Consider the following 15,292-nt stretch of genomic DNA (forward strand, 5'->3'; position numbering starts at 1 on the left):
TCAGCCGCCGACGACGCAGGCCAACGCGAGGGCGTGACGCCCGGGACCGATGGCTCGGCACCGTTGGCCCCGGGCGCGGGGCGCCCGGTCGCGGCCCGTACGACTTCCAGGTGAACTGTGTGGGGCCGTCCGGCACATCGCGGCCCCTTCGAACGGAAGTGCGTCAGGCGTCGTCCTAGGGTCGGTGTGTTCCAGCCGCCGACGGACTACGAGAGGTACCAGCGTGACCGAAACGGTCGTGAACACCGCACAGCCTTCCGTCAAGGCCACCGTGCCCGACGTCCGCGTCCCGGTGTCCACGCCACCCGGGAAGCGGGACTCCGGCGGCAGACTGCGCGCCCTGGACGGCCTGCGGCTGCTGGCCGCGCTGATGGTGGCGCTGTACCACTACGGTGGCCGGGGCGGCGACGTCAGCCGGGCCTGGGGAACCTCGCCCGAGGTGCAGTTCCCGACGCTGCACTCGCTGTTCGCGTACGGCCCGCTCGGGGTGCACATCTTCTTCGTCATCAGCGGCTTCGTCATCTGCATGAGCGGCTGGGGCCGCTCCCCGCGCTCCTTCTTCGCCTCCCGCACCGCCCGGCTGATGCCCGCCTACTGGGTGGCCGTCTTCCTGGTCACCGCCACGTTCGCGCTGCCCGCGGTGGCGTACGACGCGGTCACCCCGAACGAGGCGCTGCTCAACCTGACCCTGCTGCAGGAACCACTGGGCGCCGACCGGGTGCTCGGCGTGGACTGGACCCTGTGGGTGGAGATCCGCTTCTACGCGCTGTTCGCGCTCTGCGTCGTGCTGCCGGGCGCGAACCGCCGCCGGGTGGTGCTGTTCTGCGCGGTGTGGACACTGGCGGCGGCCCTCGCACAGGCATCCGCAGAACCGTTCCTGGACCTCCTGCTGATGCCGCAGTACGCGCCCTTCTTCATCGGCGGCATCGCGATCTACCTCATCCACCGCGACCGCCACGACATCACCGCCTGGGGTGTCCTGGCCGTGAGCTGGCTGACCGGGCAGCACATCGCGGTGTCCCACCTCTGGCACAGCGACCACCCCGGCCAGTTCTCCTACCGCGCGGGCTGGGTCATCACCCTCATCGTCACCTTCGGCTTCGCCGCCGTCCTGGCCATCGCCCTGGGCTGGCTGGACTGGGCCGACTGGCGCTGGCTGACGGTCGCGGGCGCCCTGACGTACCCCTTCTACCTGGTCCACGAGCACCTGGGCTGGGTCGTCATCAAGTACCTCCACCAGGACCTCGGCGTCCCGTCCGGGGCGACCTTCGCCGCCACGCTCACCGCGATGCTGGCGCTGGCCTGGCTGCTCAACCGGTACGTCGAGCGCTGGGCCACACCGGCGCTACGGAAGGCGCTGACCGAGCGAAATTAGCCCAGAGTTCACTTTCTTAAAGGTTTGCCCCGGTTTTAAAGGGCAGTGAGTGAGCAGTTCCTGATCGCACCCCGCACAAGGAAGTGCTCCCCCACATGAGCAATGCACACAGCGCCGTGCAGAACGGCGCCCCCAGCGGCGCCCCGGGTCAACCGGCGGGCGCGACCGCGCCGCCACGCCGTCTCGAGGACGTCCGCGGCTGGTTCCCCGTACTCGACCAGGTGCTCTTCGAATGGCTCCTGGACCGGCAGGAGACCGCCGGGGTCCGGGGCGACCTGCTGGAGGTCGGGGTCTTCATGGGCAAGAGCGCGATCTTCCTCGGCCGTCATCTGCGGCCCGGCGAGCGGTACACGGTGTGCGACCTGTTCGAGGGCGACGCCCCCGACGACGCCAACCAGGCGGAGTCCCGCAAGTCCTACGCCGCGCTCACCCGGCGGGCGTTCGAGACGAACTACCTCGCCTTCCACGACGAACTCCCCCGGGTCCTCCAGGGCCCCAGCTCCGTGGTGCCCGGCGAGGTGGCCCCCGGCTCCTGCCGCTTCGTGCACATCGACGCCTCGCACCTCTACGAGCACGTCCACGGCGACATCGGCGCCGCCCGTGACGCCCTGCTGCCGGACGGGGTGGTCGTCCTGGACGACTTCCGCTCCGAGCACACCCCCGGCGTGTCCGTCGCCGTCTGGGAGGCCGTGCTCAACCGGGGCCTGCGCCCCATCTGCCTGAGCACCCAGAAGCTGTACGGCACCTGGGGCGACCCCGAGCCCGTGCAGGAGGAACTGCTCGCGATGGTGCGCGGCCGGGACGACTGCCATCTGAGCGTCCAGCAGGCGGCGGGCCACCGCCTGATCCGCCTGAAGTCCAAGCGGGAGATGCAGGCACCGCCCTTCCCCCTGTCCCGCTACGGCCGCGCCGCGCAGGAGGACCCCACCCCGACGGCCCCGGTCCCCCACCAGCCCACTCCCAGCACCCCACCGGCACGCCGCCGCCCCCGCAGCCGCACGCGCCGTATCGTCGTGGACCTCCTGCCCCCAATCCTCACCCGCACCCTGGTCAACGCCCGCACCGCACTGCGCCCCACGGCCCGCCAGGGCCGATAGGGGCCGCACGGAACCGCCCGACCAGCCACCACGGCGCCGCGGCCGACGACCGCCCCCCAGCGGAGCTACACGCTGCTCGCCAGCGACAGCTTCACCGCGAACCCGAGGAACAACGCCCCCGCCGCCGAAGTGGCCCCCGCCGACAGCCGCCTGCGGCGGCGGAAGGCGGCGGCCAGCTTCGTGCCGCTGAATATCAGCGCGCTCAGATACAGCACGCTGGCGAGCTGCGCGAGGCCGCCGAGGACGACGAAGGAGAGCGCGGGGTAGGCGTACCCCGGATCGACGAACTGCACGAAGAAGGCGACGAAGAACAGGATCGCCTTCGGATTGAGCAGGCTGATGACGAACGCCCGGCGATAGGGCCGCTCGTCGGCGGCGAGCGCCGGGGCGTCCTCGACGGCCCCCGCCCGCCGGGTCCGCCACATCGCCCACGCCGCCCGCAGCATCCCGACCGCGAGCCACGTCAGATATCCGGCGCCCGCGTACTTCACGATCCCGAACAGCACGGCGTTGGCCTGGAGCAGCGACGCCACCCCGGCCGCCGACAGCGTCATCAGCACGGTGTCCCCGCACCAGACCCCGGCCGCGGCCGTGTACCCGGCCCGCACACCTCGCCGGGCGGCAACGGAGAGGACGTAGAGGGAGTTGGGGCCGGGGAGCAGGACGATCAGGATCAGGCCTGCGAGGTACGTGGGCAGATCGATGACACCGAACATGGAAAGGAGTGTCGCACGGGGGTACGACACTCCGGGGTCGGGATGCGCCTAGCCGTCGCTGTCGCCCGCGCCCTCGCCGTCGCCCTCGCCGTCGCCGTCGCCGTCGCCGTCGCCGTCGAGGAGGGTGTTCGACGGAGAGGCCGAGGGTGACGCCGAGGATCCACCCGGTGTCCGGGCAACTCCTCCCGGAGCCGGTCGGCAGCGTCGGAAAGCGACGGCTCGTGCGGCATCACAGCCCCGGCACCCTCCGTCCGGGAACACCCTCGACGAGATCGACCGGGGGCGGGCGGCTTCCGCCCCCGGTCACGCATGCGAGGGAGTCACCCAGCTCAGAACGCGTCCGACGGCACGTAGGTCCCCCAGACCTCCCGAAGGGCGTTGCACACCTCGCCCACCGTCGCCCGCGCCCGCAGCGCGTCCTTCATCGGGTACAGGACGTTGTCCTCGCCCTCCGCCGCCTTCTTCAGGGCCGCCAGCGCCGAGTCGACGGCGCCCTGGTCGCGCTCGGCGCGCAGCTTGGCGAGCCGTTCGGCCTGCTGGGCCTCGATGGCGGGGTCCACGCGGAGGGGCTCGTACGGCTCCTCCTCGTCGAGCTGGAAGCGGTTGACGCCGACCACGACCCGCTCGCCGGAGTCGGTCTCCTGGGCGATCCGGTAGGCGCTGCGCTCGATCTCGCCTTTCTGGAAGCCGTGCTCGATGGCGTTGACGGCGCCGCCGAGGTCCTCGACCTTCTGCATCAGCTCCAGCGTCGCCGCCTCGACGTCGTCGGTCATCCTCTCGATGACGTAGGAGCCCGCGAAGGGGTCGACGGTCGCCGTGACGTCGGTCTCGTAGGCCAGCACCTGCTGCGTCCGCAGCGCCAGCCGCGCGCTCTTGTCGGTCGGCAGGGCGATGGCCTCGTCGAAGGAGTTGGTGTGCAGCGACTGGGTGCCGCCGAGGACCGCCGCCAGACCCTGCACCGCCACGCGGACGAGGTTCACCTCGGGCTGCTGGGCGGTCAGCTGCACACCCGCGGTCTGGGTGTGGAAGCGCAGCATCAGCGACTTGGGGTTCTTCGCGCCGAACTCCTCGCGCATCACCCGCGCCCAGATCCGGCGGGCGGCGCGGAACTTGGCGACCTCTTCCAGGATCGTCGTACGGGCGACGAAGAAGAACGACAGGCGGGGCGCGAAGTCGTCGACGTCCATGCCGGCCGCGACCGCCGTGCGCACGTACTCGATGCCGTCGGCCAGCGTGAACGCGATCTCCTGCGCGGGAGAGGCGCCCGCCTCGGCCATGTGGTAGCCGGAGATCGAGATGGTGTTCCACTTCGGGATCTCGGCCTTGCAGTACTTGAAGATGTCCGCGATCAGCCGCAGCGACGGCTTGGGCGGGAAGATGTACGTCCCGCGCGCGATGTACTCCTTCAGCACGTCGTTCTGGATCGTGCCGGTCAGCTTGTCCGCGCTGACGCCCTGCTCCTCGGCGACCAGTTGGTACAGGAGCAGCAGTATGGCGGCGGGGGCGTTGATCGTCATCGACGTCGACACCTTGTCCAGCGGGATCCCGCCGAACAGCACCCGCATGTCGTCGACGGAGTCGATCGCCACGCCCACCTTGCCGACCTCGCCGTGCGCGATCGGGGCGTCCGAGTCGTGGCCCATCTGGGTGGGCAGGTCGAAGGCGACCGACAGGCCCATGGTGCCGTTGGCGATCAGCTGCTGGTAGCGCGCGTTGGACTCCGCCGCGGTGCCGAAACCGGCGTACTGGCGCATCGTCCAGGGGCGGCCCGTGTACATCGACGGGTAGACACCGCGCGTGTAGGGATACGCACCCGGCTCACCCAGCTTCTCCGCGGCGTCCCAGCCCTGGAGAGCATCCGGACCGTAGACCGGCTCGATGGGGAGTCCGGACTCCGATTCGCGTGCCATGGTGCGCCTCCGCGTTACTTGGTTACTCGCCAGTACAGCCGCTCTCTCGCCACGGACTGTAGCGGCGGCCGTGCGCCCGGTGGAGTGCTCCACGCTGGGACCTTCCTCACAACGATGCCCCGTGGTTGGCCCGGGGTCACGGACGGGGAAGGATCCGGGGCATGGGGAGTATGAGGTCGCACGCCGCCCTGTTCGGCACCGCCGCCGCGCTCGTCGTGACGACGACGGCGGGTTGCACGGTCCAGCCCACGGGGCCGGACGGCAAACCCGTGCCACCGGTGCGCGTCGAACTGCCGTCGTCGACCCCTTCGGCTCCTTCGGCCCCTTCGGCCCCTTCCACCCCTTCCGCCCCGGCCAGCGCCTCCGCGGGCGCGGAGAAGCCGGACGCACCCCCTCCGCCCCCGTCCTCCCGCCCCGCCGAGCCCGCGCCGCTGGTGTTGTACGCGCGCGGGGACAGCGGACCGGACATACGCGAACTCCAGGCCCGGCTGCGCCAGGTCGAGTGGCTGTTCGACGGGCCGACCGGCACCTACGACGACCTGACCGAGCAGGCCGTACGCGGCTTCCAGGGCAAGCGCGGGCTGCCCCGGACCGGGGTGACCGACACCGTGACCTGGCAGCGGCTGCTCGGCATGACGCGGGAACCCGGCAAGTGGGACCTGTACCTGATGGGCGGCCAGCCCGCCGACGCGCCCGATCCGCGCTGTCTGACCGGGCGGGTGCTGTGCGTCAGCAAGTCGAGCCGGACCCTGCGCTGGATGATCGACGGGCGCACCGTCTCGGTCATGCCGGTGCGGTTCGGCTCGGAGTACACACCCACCCGCGAAGGCGTGTTCGAGGTCTACTGGAAGTCCCGGGACCATGTGTCCACGCTCTACGACTCACCGATGCCGTACGCCATGTTCTTCAGCGGCGGGCAGGCCGTGCACTACTCCTCCGACTTCGCCGCGCAGGGGTACGCGGGCGCCTCGCACGGCTGTGTGAACGTACGGGACGAGGCCGCGATCGCGGATCTGTACGGGCAGGTGAGAAACGGTGACAAGGTCGTCGTCCACTGGTGAACGGCTTCCTCGGATGACCGGCTTCTTCTGAGGCGCGGGCGGGACCGGGGGAACGTGTCCCGCCCGCGCCGAGGTGCACGAGCCCTGGGTACGGGGGGAACCCGGGCTCAGTGCCATAGCCGATGACCAGTCGGCTCACTCATTACTGCGCGTGGGGGCCGAAAAGTGTCACACCCTGAGCGGGAAATGTTCAACGCGATATGAATCCGCAGGTCAGGGGCGTTGAGCAGGGCGTTCAGCCGTTGCCGCGACCGTCACCCTCGTCGCGCCCCTTGCCCTGATCGCGATTCCTGTGGCCTTCGCCCTCGCCGCGACCCTGGTCGCGACGGTCGCCGAACCCGCGGTCCGCGTCGGATTCCCTGTCCGAGTCCTTGTCCGAGTCCTTGTCCGAATCCTTGTCCGAATCCTTGTCCGAATCCTTGTCCGAGCCCTTGCCCCGATCGTTCCCGTCGCCCCTCTCCTGCTCCCCTCCGCCGTTGCCGCGGTCGGTGGCGGCGGGGGGAGTCCTGAGGGCGGTCTCGCAGTACTTCGGGACGCGGGACGGGCCGCCCGCCGCCCCCACCAGGGCACGGCGGCGGTCGGCGTCGAGGCTCTTGCCGTCCCGCAGATCGCGGCAGGCCGAGACGCGGTCGTCGGGGGTACGACCGTCGGGGGTGCCCTTCCCGGCGGACTCGCGGGACGGGCCGGTGGTGGTCGTGCCCGCGCCGCCGCCTCCGGTGCCGTCCGGGGACGGCGAGATCAGCGGCTGCTCGGGGGTCACGGCCGCCGAGACGGAGCTGGCCGGGGCGGGGGTGTGGCCGTCGAACGGCGTCGGCAGGACTCCGGTTCCGGCCGCGACGGCGACCCCGCCGACCATGCCGACGGCCAGCGCGGCGGCCAGCCCGAACCGCACGGGGCGCGCCCAGCGGGGGCGGCGTGCCGCACCGGGGCGGTCGGCGGCGGCACCACGGCCGTCGATCCGGACCAGCCCGGCGTCGGAGGAGGGGCGGGTGCGCGGGGCCGCGCCCAGGGGGGCGCGCCGCTGCTCGCGGACCTGGCGGAACGCGGCCAGCGCGGCGTCCTCACCGGGGAGTTGCTCGCTGGTCAGCGGGGTGGGAGCGGCCAGCGCGTCGAGGGCTTCGGCCAGCCTGCGGGCCGGTTCACCGGCGTCGGCGGCGGCAGGGTCGAGCGGCTCTCCGCGCAGCAGACGCTCCGCCGTATCGCGGTCCAGCCACTTGTACTGCTCGTCGGCCATCACACATCCTTCTGCGTCCGCGCGCGCGTATGCGTCACAGTCGCGGACGTCACCACCCTGCCATGCGGTTGCCTCGGGGTGGGGACGGCGTCGAGCACTCCGGCGGATTCCGGATCGTCGCCGAGTTGCTCGCCGAGGAGTTCCGCGAGCCGTTTCAGCCCGCGGTGCGCGGCGGTGCGTACGGCGCCGGGCCGCTTGCCGAGGGTGTCGGCGGCGGTCTTGGCGTCGAGGCCGACGACGACCCTGAGGACGACGGCCTCGGCCTGGTCCTGGGGCAGCCGGGCGATGAGGGAGAGGGTGCTGCCGGTGGCCAGGGCCTCGATGGCCTCGCCCGCGGTGTCGGACTCGGCGGCACGGCTGGTCAGTTCCGTCTCGTCGCCGCCGATGGCGGGGCGGCGGCCACGCATGCGTATGTGGTCCAGGGCGCGGTTGCGGGCTATCCGGGCGGCCCAGCCCCGGAAACGGTCCGCGTCCCCGCTGAAGCGCTCCAGGTCGCGGGCGATCTGCAGCCAGGCCTCGGACGCCACGTCCTCGGCGTCGGGATCGCCGACGAGTGTCCGTACGTATCCGAGCAGCCGCGGGTGCACCGCGCGGTACACAGTCCGGAACGCGGTCTCGTCCCCGTCCTGTGCCGCAAGCACCGCGGCCGTCAGCTCCGCGTCGTCCCCCAGCACCGCAGCCCCTCTTTTGCGCCTTCGGCTTCTCGTGGTTGATGTGTGCGGCTCTCCGTCAGCCGGTGGTGGCGGCAGTCACCCGCCACCCCTGTTGATCTTCCGCACCCGGCGCGAAACGCACGTTACGGCGTGAAACCGCTCCCCGTCCATGTCCGCAGGGGACGCATAGAGGATGCAACTAACTCGTGACGCGGAGGGTGTGACACAAACCGCACCCCCGGCGCTGTAGGAAGTACGGGCCGCCGCGCGGCCCGTGCCGCGCGACGGCCGGGGCCTCTCCTGTGGGGGGTGGCGGCCCCGGCCGTTGCCTTGGCGGCGACACGGCGGAGCCCATGGCACGCCCCTCTCCCGGTACGGCTCTCGCCTACTGCTTCCCGTTGCCCTTGTCGGCGTTGTCCGAGGCGTCCACGCCGTCCGGCCGGGCGGGCGGGGTCGTGGGGCGGGCCGATGGCGTCGGCTGGAGGTCCCGGGCGGCGCAGAACGCGTCGACCTTCTCCTCGCCGCCCGCCGCCGCGACGAGCCGCTGCCAGGCGGTGGCGTCGAGGGCCTGGCCGCGCCCCGCCACCTGCTCGTACGCACGGCACTGCGCCTCGGTGTCCTGGGCGGTGGAGGGGCCGTCCGGGGACGTGGTGGCGGCGCTGGGTCCGGTGGGGGCCGAGCCCTGGGTGGGGGTCTTTGGGGAGAGCGTCGAGGTCTCCGGCCGCGTACGTGCCTTACCGGCGTCGTCGGACGTGGATCCGGCCGAGCCAATCGCGGCGACCGCGACGCCGCCGAGGGTGAGGCTGCCGAGCACCACGGCGAGCGTGGCCTTCAGTGAGCGTCCGGCGCGGCGGTGGGCGCGGGGGCGCCAGTCGTCGCGGCGGCGGGTGCGGGCGCGGGCGCGGTGCGCTCCGGCGTCGCGCGCGGTACGGAACGCGGCCACGGCGCGCTGCTCGGCGTCGGCGTCGATCCGGCCCTCGCGCAGGGCGGTGGTGAGCAACGCTTCCAGGGCGCCGTCCCGCTCCGCCCACCAGGGGTCGGCCGCGGCGCCGCGACGGCCGGAGACTCCGCCGCCGCTCAGCCGTTCACCCATGTCCGCTTCCGTTCCTGTCCGCCCCACTGACCCGACTCGGTCCGACACCGCGCCCACTCGCCCGACGAGCCACGGGCGTCGCTCATTTCGACTCCCCCAGCGTCCGGGGGCCGTCATCCGTCACACCCTCGGCATTCGCGTCCTCGGCGCCGAGGCTGCGGGCGAGGCGTTTGAGGCCGCGGTAGGCGGCGGTGCGGACCGCGCCCGGACGCTTGCCCAGGACCCGGGCGGCGGCGGGACCGTCCAGGCCGACGACCACCCGCAGCAGTACCGCCTCCGCCTGGTCGCGCGGCAGTTCGCGGACGAGTCGCAGGGCGCGCTCGGTGGAGAGCGCCTCCAGCGCCTGGTCGTGGGTGGTGTGCGGACCGGGCAGTTCCAGTACGTCCTGTTCCAGGGCGCTGGCCCGGGGCCGCACCCGCTGGCGCCGCAGATGGTCCAGGGCCCGGTGCCGGGCGATGGTCGCGGTCCAGCCGCGGAACCCCGCGCCGTCGCCCTTGAACCGCCCGAGGTCCCGGGCTATCTCCAGCCAGGCGTCGGACGCCACGTCCTCCGCGTCGTCGCCGACGAGACCGCGCAGATAGCCGAGCAGCCCCGGCTGCACGATCCGGTACGCGACCGCGAAGGCGGCCTCGTCACCGTCCTGGGCCCGCGCGACGGCCGCGCCCAGTTCCCCGTCGTACGCCTGTGCGCGCCGGGGTTCCCCTCCCTGGCCCAAGACTGTCCTCGTTCGTACCGGGTGTCCGTTGCTAGTCCGCGCCATGCGACACGCATCGGCCGTGTCGACGCCCCCCAAGGTCATCAGCGCCGGTCCGCACGGAAGTGTCACAGGTCGTCAGACGCGGGGAGGAAGATCGACGGGCTGTCGGCCCAGGTGGGACGGGTTACGGGGGCGTCATGCCGCCGGTCTTCGGGATCTGCCGTGCAGGGTCAGGTAGAAGGTGTGCAGCGACTCGTCGGGGCCGCCCGCCTCGAAGCGGTTGAGGACCTTGCCGAGGGGGTTCCAGATCCGGCCGTCGGGCATGCGTACGCCCACCGGCTGACCGAGGACGGCCCGCTGGCCCGCGTCCAGGTCCACCCAGGTGGCGCCCGCGCGGCGCACCAGCACCTCGCCGACGTAGGCGCCGAGGCCGCACAGCGTGTCGTGGGCGGCCTCCGGGTCGGCGCCGCCCTTGCGCAGGCCGTCGAGGAGGAAGTCGACGATGCGCAGGCTGCGTACGGAGTAGTCCAGCGGCAGCCGGTTGCGGGCGGTGACACGTGCGACGAACGCCGTGGCGTACGGACGCATCTCCTGTGCGCAGGGCACGTACTCGTCCACTCGGCTCATGAGACCCCACCCCTTCGCTCGGTGTCGGGGAACACAGAGCGGCCCCCTTCAGTCCCAGCGGATCGCCGCCGTGAAACGACACGGGCCCCGGTCATGCCGAATGTCACAGGGGAAGTGCGGGGTGGTCGTACAACCTTTTCCCGCCTCAAGCATCTGTCGTGTTCATGAGGCACATTGTTTTGTGATCTACCCCACTAACGCCTGTGGTGCAGTGATGTTTCCCCACCACAATGCGCTGGGTATCGCAGGCCATCCCCGTGACGGATGCGCCTCATGTGACTTCAACTACTCGATCTTCTGTGGCCTTCTGTGGCCTATTTGGGGTGGGTTCGTCTTGAGTCGTCGTACGTCGCACGCGTACAGACCACTGAGTTTGAAGCGGAGAGCCTGGCTGACGCTCGGCGCTGTCGTCCTGGGCGGTGGGGGCGTGGTCACCTACGCCCTGGCCAGCCCGTCCGACGGCCCGGACGAGGCGGAGGCCCGCGCCAAGCGGCCGGTCAAGGTCTACGACCTCGCCCTCAAGGGCACCGGTGCCCGCGAGCGCGAGCTGCCGCGCACGAGCACCCAGCAGTTCTCCCTGCTCGGTGTCTCCTGGACCGGCCCCCGGGTGCAGATCGACGGCACCGCGCAGGTGCGCACCCGCAACAGCGAGACCGGTGACTGGACCGCCTGGCAGGAACTGGAGCTGGGCGAGGACCCGCCGGAGGGCGTCGAGCCCGGGATGCGGGGCGCCTCCGCGCCGCTGTGGGTCGGCCCGTCCGACGGTGTCGAGGTGCAGGTCGTCCGGGAGGACGGCACCTCCACCGCGGGCCTGCCCAAGGGACTCGAGGTCAACCTGGTCGACCCGGGCCTGGTGACCACCGCCGAGACCAGGTCCATCGGCACCGAGATGGAACCGGCCGCCTTCGCCGCCGAGACCGCCAGCCCGTCCGCCACGGAGACGACGACGGACCCGGGCGCCGACGCCAGCGCGACCGCGACCGCGACGGACAGCGCCGCGCCGACCGACTCGGCGACCGCGTCCCCCACGGACACCGCCTCGCCGACGGACTCCACGTCCGCGTCCCCCACGGACACGGCCACCACGTCGCCGTCGCCGACCGAGACCGTGCCGGTCGCCCCGCCGTCCACCGTCACCCAGCCGCCCATCACCGGCCGGGCCGCCTGGGGCGCCGACGAGTCGGTGGTGGAGGACCCGCCGACCTACAACGAAAAGGTGCAGGCCGTCTTCGTGCACCACACGGTCGGCTCCAACAGCTACAGCTGCGCCCAGTCCCCGTCGCTGGTGCGCGGCATCATGGCGTACCACGTCCAGGTCAACGGCTGGAACGACCTCGGCTACAACTTCCTGGTCGACAAGTGCGGCCAGGTCTTCGAGGGCCGCGCGGGCGGCATCGACCTGCCCGTGCAGGGCGCGCACACCTACGGCTTCAACACCTACTCCACCGGTATCGCCGTCCTCGGCGACTTCCAGGGCGACCCCTCCAAGGGCATCGCGCCGGGCCGCCCCACCCGGGCCGCGCTGGAGTCGGTGGCCCGCGTCGCGGCCTGGAAGCTGGGCCAGTACGGCGGCAACCCGACCGGCAAGGTCACCCTGACCGCGGGCGGCAACACCGGCGTGTGGGACAAGGGCGAGGAGGCCACCCTCAACCAGATCTCCGGCCACAAGGACGGCTACGCCACCGAGTGCCCCGGCACCACGATGTACGCCAAGCTCGGTGAGATCCGCCGGTTCGCGGCGAGCGCGGGCGCCGACTCGGCGATCCCCACCGCCGACTTCAATCGCGACGGCGTCAACGACATGGTCGCCGGTGTGCCCCGGGGCAACCAGGTCGTGGTGGTCCCGGGCGGCACGGACGGCCCCGTCGCCGAGCTGAAGCGCACGCTCACCCAGAACAGCTCCGGGGTGCCGGGCACCACCGAGTCCGGCGACAACTTCGGCGCCTCGACCGCGTGGGGCGACTACAACGGCGACGGCCGCGCCGACCTGGCGATCGGCGCCCCCGGCGAGGACGACAGCGGCGGCACCGACCGGGGCACGGTGACCGTGCTGTACGGCCCGGCCCTCACCAAGGGCTTCTCGTTCGCCACCGGCTCCGGCATCACCGCGGCGGGCGCGAAGCTCGGCTCCACCGTGACCATGGGCGACTTCAACGCCGACGGCCGGGCCGACGTCTTCACCGCGGGCTCCGGCAACGGCGGCAGCTACCAGGTCCGCCTCGCGGGCGGCACCACCCTCACCGGCAAGCTGACCTCCGCCACCGGCTCGGTCTCCTACCTGGACGCCGCGACCGGCGACTTCAACCGGGACGGCCGCGCGGACGTCGCCCTCAACTACCGCGACAGCGGCGGCATCGGCCGTGTGGTCCGGTTCGCGGGCTCCGCCAGCGGCCTGACCAAGGCCGGGGTCATCTCCGTCAAGGGCGGCCGGTCCCTCACCGCGGGTGACTTCAACGGCAACGGCTACGACGACATCGCCATCGGCCAGCCGTCCACCAGCGAGTCCGGCGCCTACAAGGGCGGCCAGATCACCATGGTCCTCGGCACCTCGACCGGCTTCACCACCACCGGGATGCGCACCGTCCACCAGGACACCACTGGTGTTCCGGGCGGCGCCGAGTCCAATGACGGGATGGGCATGTCCGTCTCGGCGGGCGACTACAACGACGACGGCTACGCCGACCTGCTCACCGGCGTGCCCTACGAGGACCTCACCCGCGCCGACACCAACCGCGGCAACGCGGGCATGGCCGTACTGCTCAAGGGCTCCTCGTCCGGTCTGACCGGCTCCGGTGCCAAGGCGTACCACCAGGACAGCAGCGGCATCGGCGGCTCGACCGAGACCAACGACCGGCTCGGCTCCTCGGTGGTCCTCCAGGACCTGTCCGGCTGGGGCCGCGCGGACCTCGCGATCGGCATCGAGGGCGAGGACAGCTACAACGGCCTCGTCCTCCAGCTGGACAGCGGCAGCTCCGGCATCGACGTCGGCGGGCACGTGTACTACACCCGCAGCGGCCTCGGCACGCCGTACGGCGCCCGCCTGGGCCAGACGCTGACGCCGTAACCCCCCTCGGGGGACACGAGAACCGGCCGGGGTCCGTTCAGGGCCCCGGCCGGTTCGTCGTCTGCGGCGGTGGATCAGACGGGCGTACCCGCCGTCGCGTCCCGGCACAGCAGCCGCAGCGAGCCGCCGTCCCCGGCGAAGCAGCGGCGGGCCTCCTCGACGGGGTCCCACAGCCGGCCGTCGGGGGTGCGCACCCAGTGGTCACCGCCCGACGCCCACCACTCGGCGCCGGTCTGCCGGACGATCACCTCACCGGCGTACGCGCCGAAGCCGCGCAGCACGTTCTCCACGGCGGCGGGCGGCGTGCCCTCCTGGCGCAGCTCATCGATCATCCGGTCGACCCGCCACAGGCTCTGCGCCGTGTAGTCGAGGCGCACCCGCGCCCCCTCCCGCATGGTCGCCACCGCGTCCGCCGCCCAGCGCATCGGCTTCGCGGCGGCCTGCGGTCTGCCCTCGGCCCGGTCCGCCGCTTCCGTCGTCACACTCGTCGTCACAGTCACATACGCAAGAGCGAGGGCCGGGGGCTTTTCGTCACCCGGTTCCGGGCGGCTTCCCGCGACGGGCGCAGAACCGCCCCACGCCGCTCACACGGTCCGCCCGCCGCGGCGCCCGCTCAGCCGCCGACCCGGGCCCGCCGCGACACCACCGCGCGCAGCACCCGGCGCCCCTCGGTCGACACCTCCAGCGCCGACCGCAGTCCGCCCGAACCGTGCCCGGCGAGCAGCTCCAGGACGGTGATCTGCCGCCGCAGCTCGGCCGCGACCAGCGGCGACATGGCCTCCGTACGGCCCTCACGGCGGGCGTCGACCGAGGCCGCGCCGTCCTCGGCGGGGTCGAGCAGCCGGTGGACCTGGAGGGAGGCGACGGAGCAGGCGTCGGCCCACACCCGCAGCCCGGCGGCGGACCGCTCGGCCGGGGCGGCGGCCAGCATCCGGTGCGCGAGCAGCGCCGCCTCGTCGTCGGGAGCGGGCGCGCCGATCCTGCCGCGCGCCTCCTCCACCAGCCCGCCCCAGTCGCCCGGGTCACCGCCCTCGGCGAGGTTGGCCCACAGGGGCCGCAGCACCTCGTCGTCACCGCCCAGCAGCGGCACACACCGATCCAAACAAGCCAGGGCGCTGGTAGCCAGTCCGCGTTCGTCGGCCTGCGCGATCAGTTCCACCAGGCTCATGCACGCCTCCCTCGCCGGGGCGCCATCCCTTACGGAGCCCGCACTTCCCCTTACTGCGCGCTATGGCCCCGTAATGTCACAGCGGCACCACCCCGAGCCGCCCCAGGAACCGGAACAGCATGTTTTCGGCCAGCTCGTCGGAGTCGGCGGTCAGTACGTCGAGCAGCGGCTCGGCGGCCACGGTCCGTCCGGCCTCCGCGGCCCAGGCGGCGGCCCGCTCGGCGGCGTCGCGCGGCTCGAGGAAGTAGTCGTCCAGGGTCAGCCCCTCCTGCCCGGCGCCGAGGTAGCGGGCCATCGCCGCCCGCCCCAGACAGGCCGTCCACGCCCCGCTCTCCGGCGCCGCCGCCTCGACGACGACACAGGCGCTGTCCATGACGTACCCGAACAGCGCGGGCGCGCCCGTCTCGCGAGCCAGGACGTTCATGCTGCCGACGTCACCGTCCCCGCTCGGGTACTCCCACAGCTGCCAGCCCTCCCCCGTCGGCCGCCGGGCCCGCGTCAGCTCCGGCGCCGCACCGGCCAGCGCCTCGTACTCCCCGAGCGGCCGCTCCCCGCGGCCCACGACGAAGTAGCCCCAGTACCCCATGTCCGGTTCCC

14 protein-coding genes are annotated in these 15,292 nt (G+C 72.5%); 4 read left to right on the forward strand and 10 right to left on the reverse strand.

Annotation, left to right across the window (positions count from 1 at the left end; translation table 11 throughout):
- Positions 1-223: 223 nt before the first annotated feature.
- Together ACFVQG_RS21205 and ACFVQG_RS21210 are read left to right on the forward strand one after the other, a co-directional pair.
- Complete coding sequence (locus tag ACFVQG_RS21205) at positions 224-1,375, forward strand: acyltransferase family protein (RefSeq protein ID WP_383385334.1); 1,152 nt, start codon at positions 224-226, stop codon at positions 1,373-1,375.
- A gap of 95 nt (positions 1,376-1,470) precedes the next feature.
- On the forward strand, positions 1,471-2,472 hold the full coding sequence (locus tag ACFVQG_RS21210) for a class I SAM-dependent methyltransferase (protein WP_383385337.1): 1,002 nt from the start codon (positions 1,471-1,473) through the stop codon (positions 2,470-2,472).
- Positions 2,473-2,537: 65 nt separating this feature from the next.
- Here ACFVQG_RS21210 and leuE read toward each other — a convergent pair whose 3' ends face one another.
- Together leuE and ACFVQG_RS21220 are read right to left on the reverse strand one after the other, a co-directional pair.
- Positions 2,538-3,188, reverse strand: a complete 651-nt coding sequence (leuE, locus tag ACFVQG_RS21215; protein WP_383385340.1) for a leucine efflux protein LeuE — start codon at positions 3,186-3,188, stop codon at positions 2,538-2,540.
- A gap of 329 nt (positions 3,189-3,517) precedes the next feature.
- Positions 3,518-5,098 (reverse strand): methylmalonyl-CoA mutase, encoded by a 1,581-nt coding sequence (locus ACFVQG_RS21220; protein WP_383385343.1) that lies wholly within the window; start codon positions 5,096-5,098, stop codon positions 3,518-3,520.
- Between the two features lie 170 nt (positions 5,099-5,268).
- On the opposite strand from ACFVQG_RS21220, the gene ACFVQG_RS21225 reads away from it, so the two are divergent.
- On the forward strand, positions 5,269-6,159 hold the full coding sequence (locus ACFVQG_RS21225) for a L,D-transpeptidase family protein (RefSeq protein ID WP_383385593.1): 891 nt from the start codon (positions 5,269-5,271) through the stop codon (positions 6,157-6,159).
- A gap of 235 nt (positions 6,160-6,394) precedes the next feature.
- On the opposite strand, the gene ACFVQG_RS21230 is transcribed toward ACFVQG_RS21225, so the two are convergent.
- From ACFVQG_RS21230 to ACFVQG_RS21250, 5 genes are all read right to left on the reverse strand, one after another.
- Complete coding sequence (locus tag ACFVQG_RS21230) at positions 6,395-7,393, reverse strand: hypothetical protein (protein ID WP_383385346.1); 999 nt, start codon at positions 7,391-7,393, stop codon at positions 6,395-6,397.
- Complete coding sequence (locus ACFVQG_RS21235; protein ID WP_383385349.1) at positions 7,393-8,067, reverse strand: RNA polymerase sigma factor; 675 nt, start codon at positions 8,065-8,067, stop codon at positions 7,393-7,395. Before ACFVQG_RS21235 ends, ACFVQG_RS21230 begins: the two co-directional genes overlap by 1 nt.
- Before the next feature lie 364 nt (positions 8,068-8,431).
- On the reverse strand, positions 8,432-9,139 hold the full coding sequence (locus tag ACFVQG_RS21240; protein ID WP_383385352.1) for a hypothetical protein: 708 nt from the start codon (positions 9,137-9,139) through the stop codon (positions 8,432-8,434).
- A gap of 82 nt (positions 9,140-9,221) precedes the next feature.
- Complete coding sequence (locus ACFVQG_RS21245; RefSeq protein WP_383385354.1) at positions 9,222-9,854, reverse strand: RNA polymerase sigma factor; 633 nt, start codon at positions 9,852-9,854, stop codon at positions 9,222-9,224.
- A gap of 177 nt (positions 9,855-10,031) precedes the next feature.
- Positions 10,032-10,463, reverse strand: coding sequence for a hypothetical protein (locus ACFVQG_RS21250; protein ID WP_383385357.1), 432 nt, complete (start codon positions 10,461-10,463; stop codon positions 10,032-10,034).
- 373 nt (positions 10,464-10,836) lie between these two features.
- On the opposite strand from ACFVQG_RS21250, the gene ACFVQG_RS21255 reads away from it, so the two are divergent.
- Entirely contained in the window at positions 10,837-13,527 is a 2,691-nt protein-coding gene (locus tag ACFVQG_RS21255; protein ID WP_383385360.1) for an FG-GAP-like repeat-containing protein, read from the forward strand.
- Positions 13,528-13,601: 74 nt separating this feature from the next.
- On the opposite strand, the gene ACFVQG_RS21260 is transcribed toward ACFVQG_RS21255, so the two are convergent.
- The 3 genes from ACFVQG_RS21260 to ACFVQG_RS21270 all read right to left on the reverse strand — a co-directional run bounded on the left by ACFVQG_RS21260 (position 13,602) and on the right by ACFVQG_RS21270 (position 15,281).
- Positions 13,602-13,952 (reverse strand): hypothetical protein, encoded by a 351-nt coding sequence (locus ACFVQG_RS21260; RefSeq protein WP_383385596.1) that lies wholly within the window; start codon positions 13,950-13,952, stop codon positions 13,602-13,604.
- Positions 13,953-14,140: 188 nt separating this feature from the next.
- A complete protein-coding gene (locus tag ACFVQG_RS21265) occupies positions 14,141-14,695 on the reverse strand; it encodes a hypothetical protein (protein ID WP_383385363.1) in 555 nt (184 codons plus the stop codon).
- A 76-nt stretch (positions 14,696-14,771) separates the two neighbouring features.
- Positions 14,772-15,281, reverse strand: a complete 510-nt coding sequence (locus ACFVQG_RS21270; protein ID WP_383385365.1) for a hypothetical protein — start codon at positions 15,279-15,281, stop codon at positions 14,772-14,774.
- Positions 15,282-15,292 lie beyond the last annotated feature (11 nt).

It is taken from the genome of Streptomyces sp. NPDC057877 (assembly GCF_042796855.1).
Classification (GTDB): Bacteria; Actinomycetota; Actinomycetes; order Streptomycetales; family Streptomycetaceae; genus Streptomyces.

Coding starts and splice junctions, on each gene's coding strand:
- ACFVQG_RS21210 (WP_383385337.1), top strand. CDS start 1,471: ATGAGCAATGCACACAGCGCCGTGCAGAACGGCGCCCCCAGCGGCGCC.
- ACFVQG_RS21220 (WP_383385343.1), bottom strand. CDS start 5,098: ATGGCACGCGAATCGGAGTCCGGACTCCCCATCGAGCCGGTCTACGGT.
- ACFVQG_RS21230 (WP_383385346.1), bottom strand. CDS start 7,393: ATGGCCGACGAGCAGTACAAGTGGCTGGACCGCGATACGGCGGAGCGT.
- ACFVQG_RS21265 (WP_383385363.1), bottom strand. CDS start 14,695: ATGAGCCTGGTGGAACTGATCGCGCAGGCCGACGAACGCGGACTGGCT.
- ACFVQG_RS21250 (WP_383385357.1), bottom strand. CDS start 10,463: ATGAGCCGAGTGGACGAGTACGTGCCCTGCGCACAGGAGATGCGTCCG.
- ACFVQG_RS21260 (WP_383385596.1), bottom strand. CDS start 13,952: ATGCGCTGGGCGGCGGACGCGGTGGCGACCATGCGGGAGGGGGCGCGG.
- ACFVQG_RS21270 (WP_383385365.1), bottom strand. CDS start 15,281: ATGGGGTACTGGGGCTACTTCGTCGTGGGCCGCGGGGAGCGGCCGCTC.
- ACFVQG_RS21225 (WP_383385593.1), top strand. CDS start 5,269: ATGAGGTCGCACGCCGCCCTGTTCGGCACCGCCGCCGCGCTCGTCGTG.
- leuE (WP_383385340.1), bottom strand. CDS start 3,188: ATGTTCGGTGTCATCGATCTGCCCACGTACCTCGCAGGCCTGATCCTG.
- ACFVQG_RS21240 (WP_383385352.1), bottom strand. CDS start 9,139: ATGGGTGAACGGCTGAGCGGCGGCGGAGTCTCCGGCCGTCGCGGCGCC.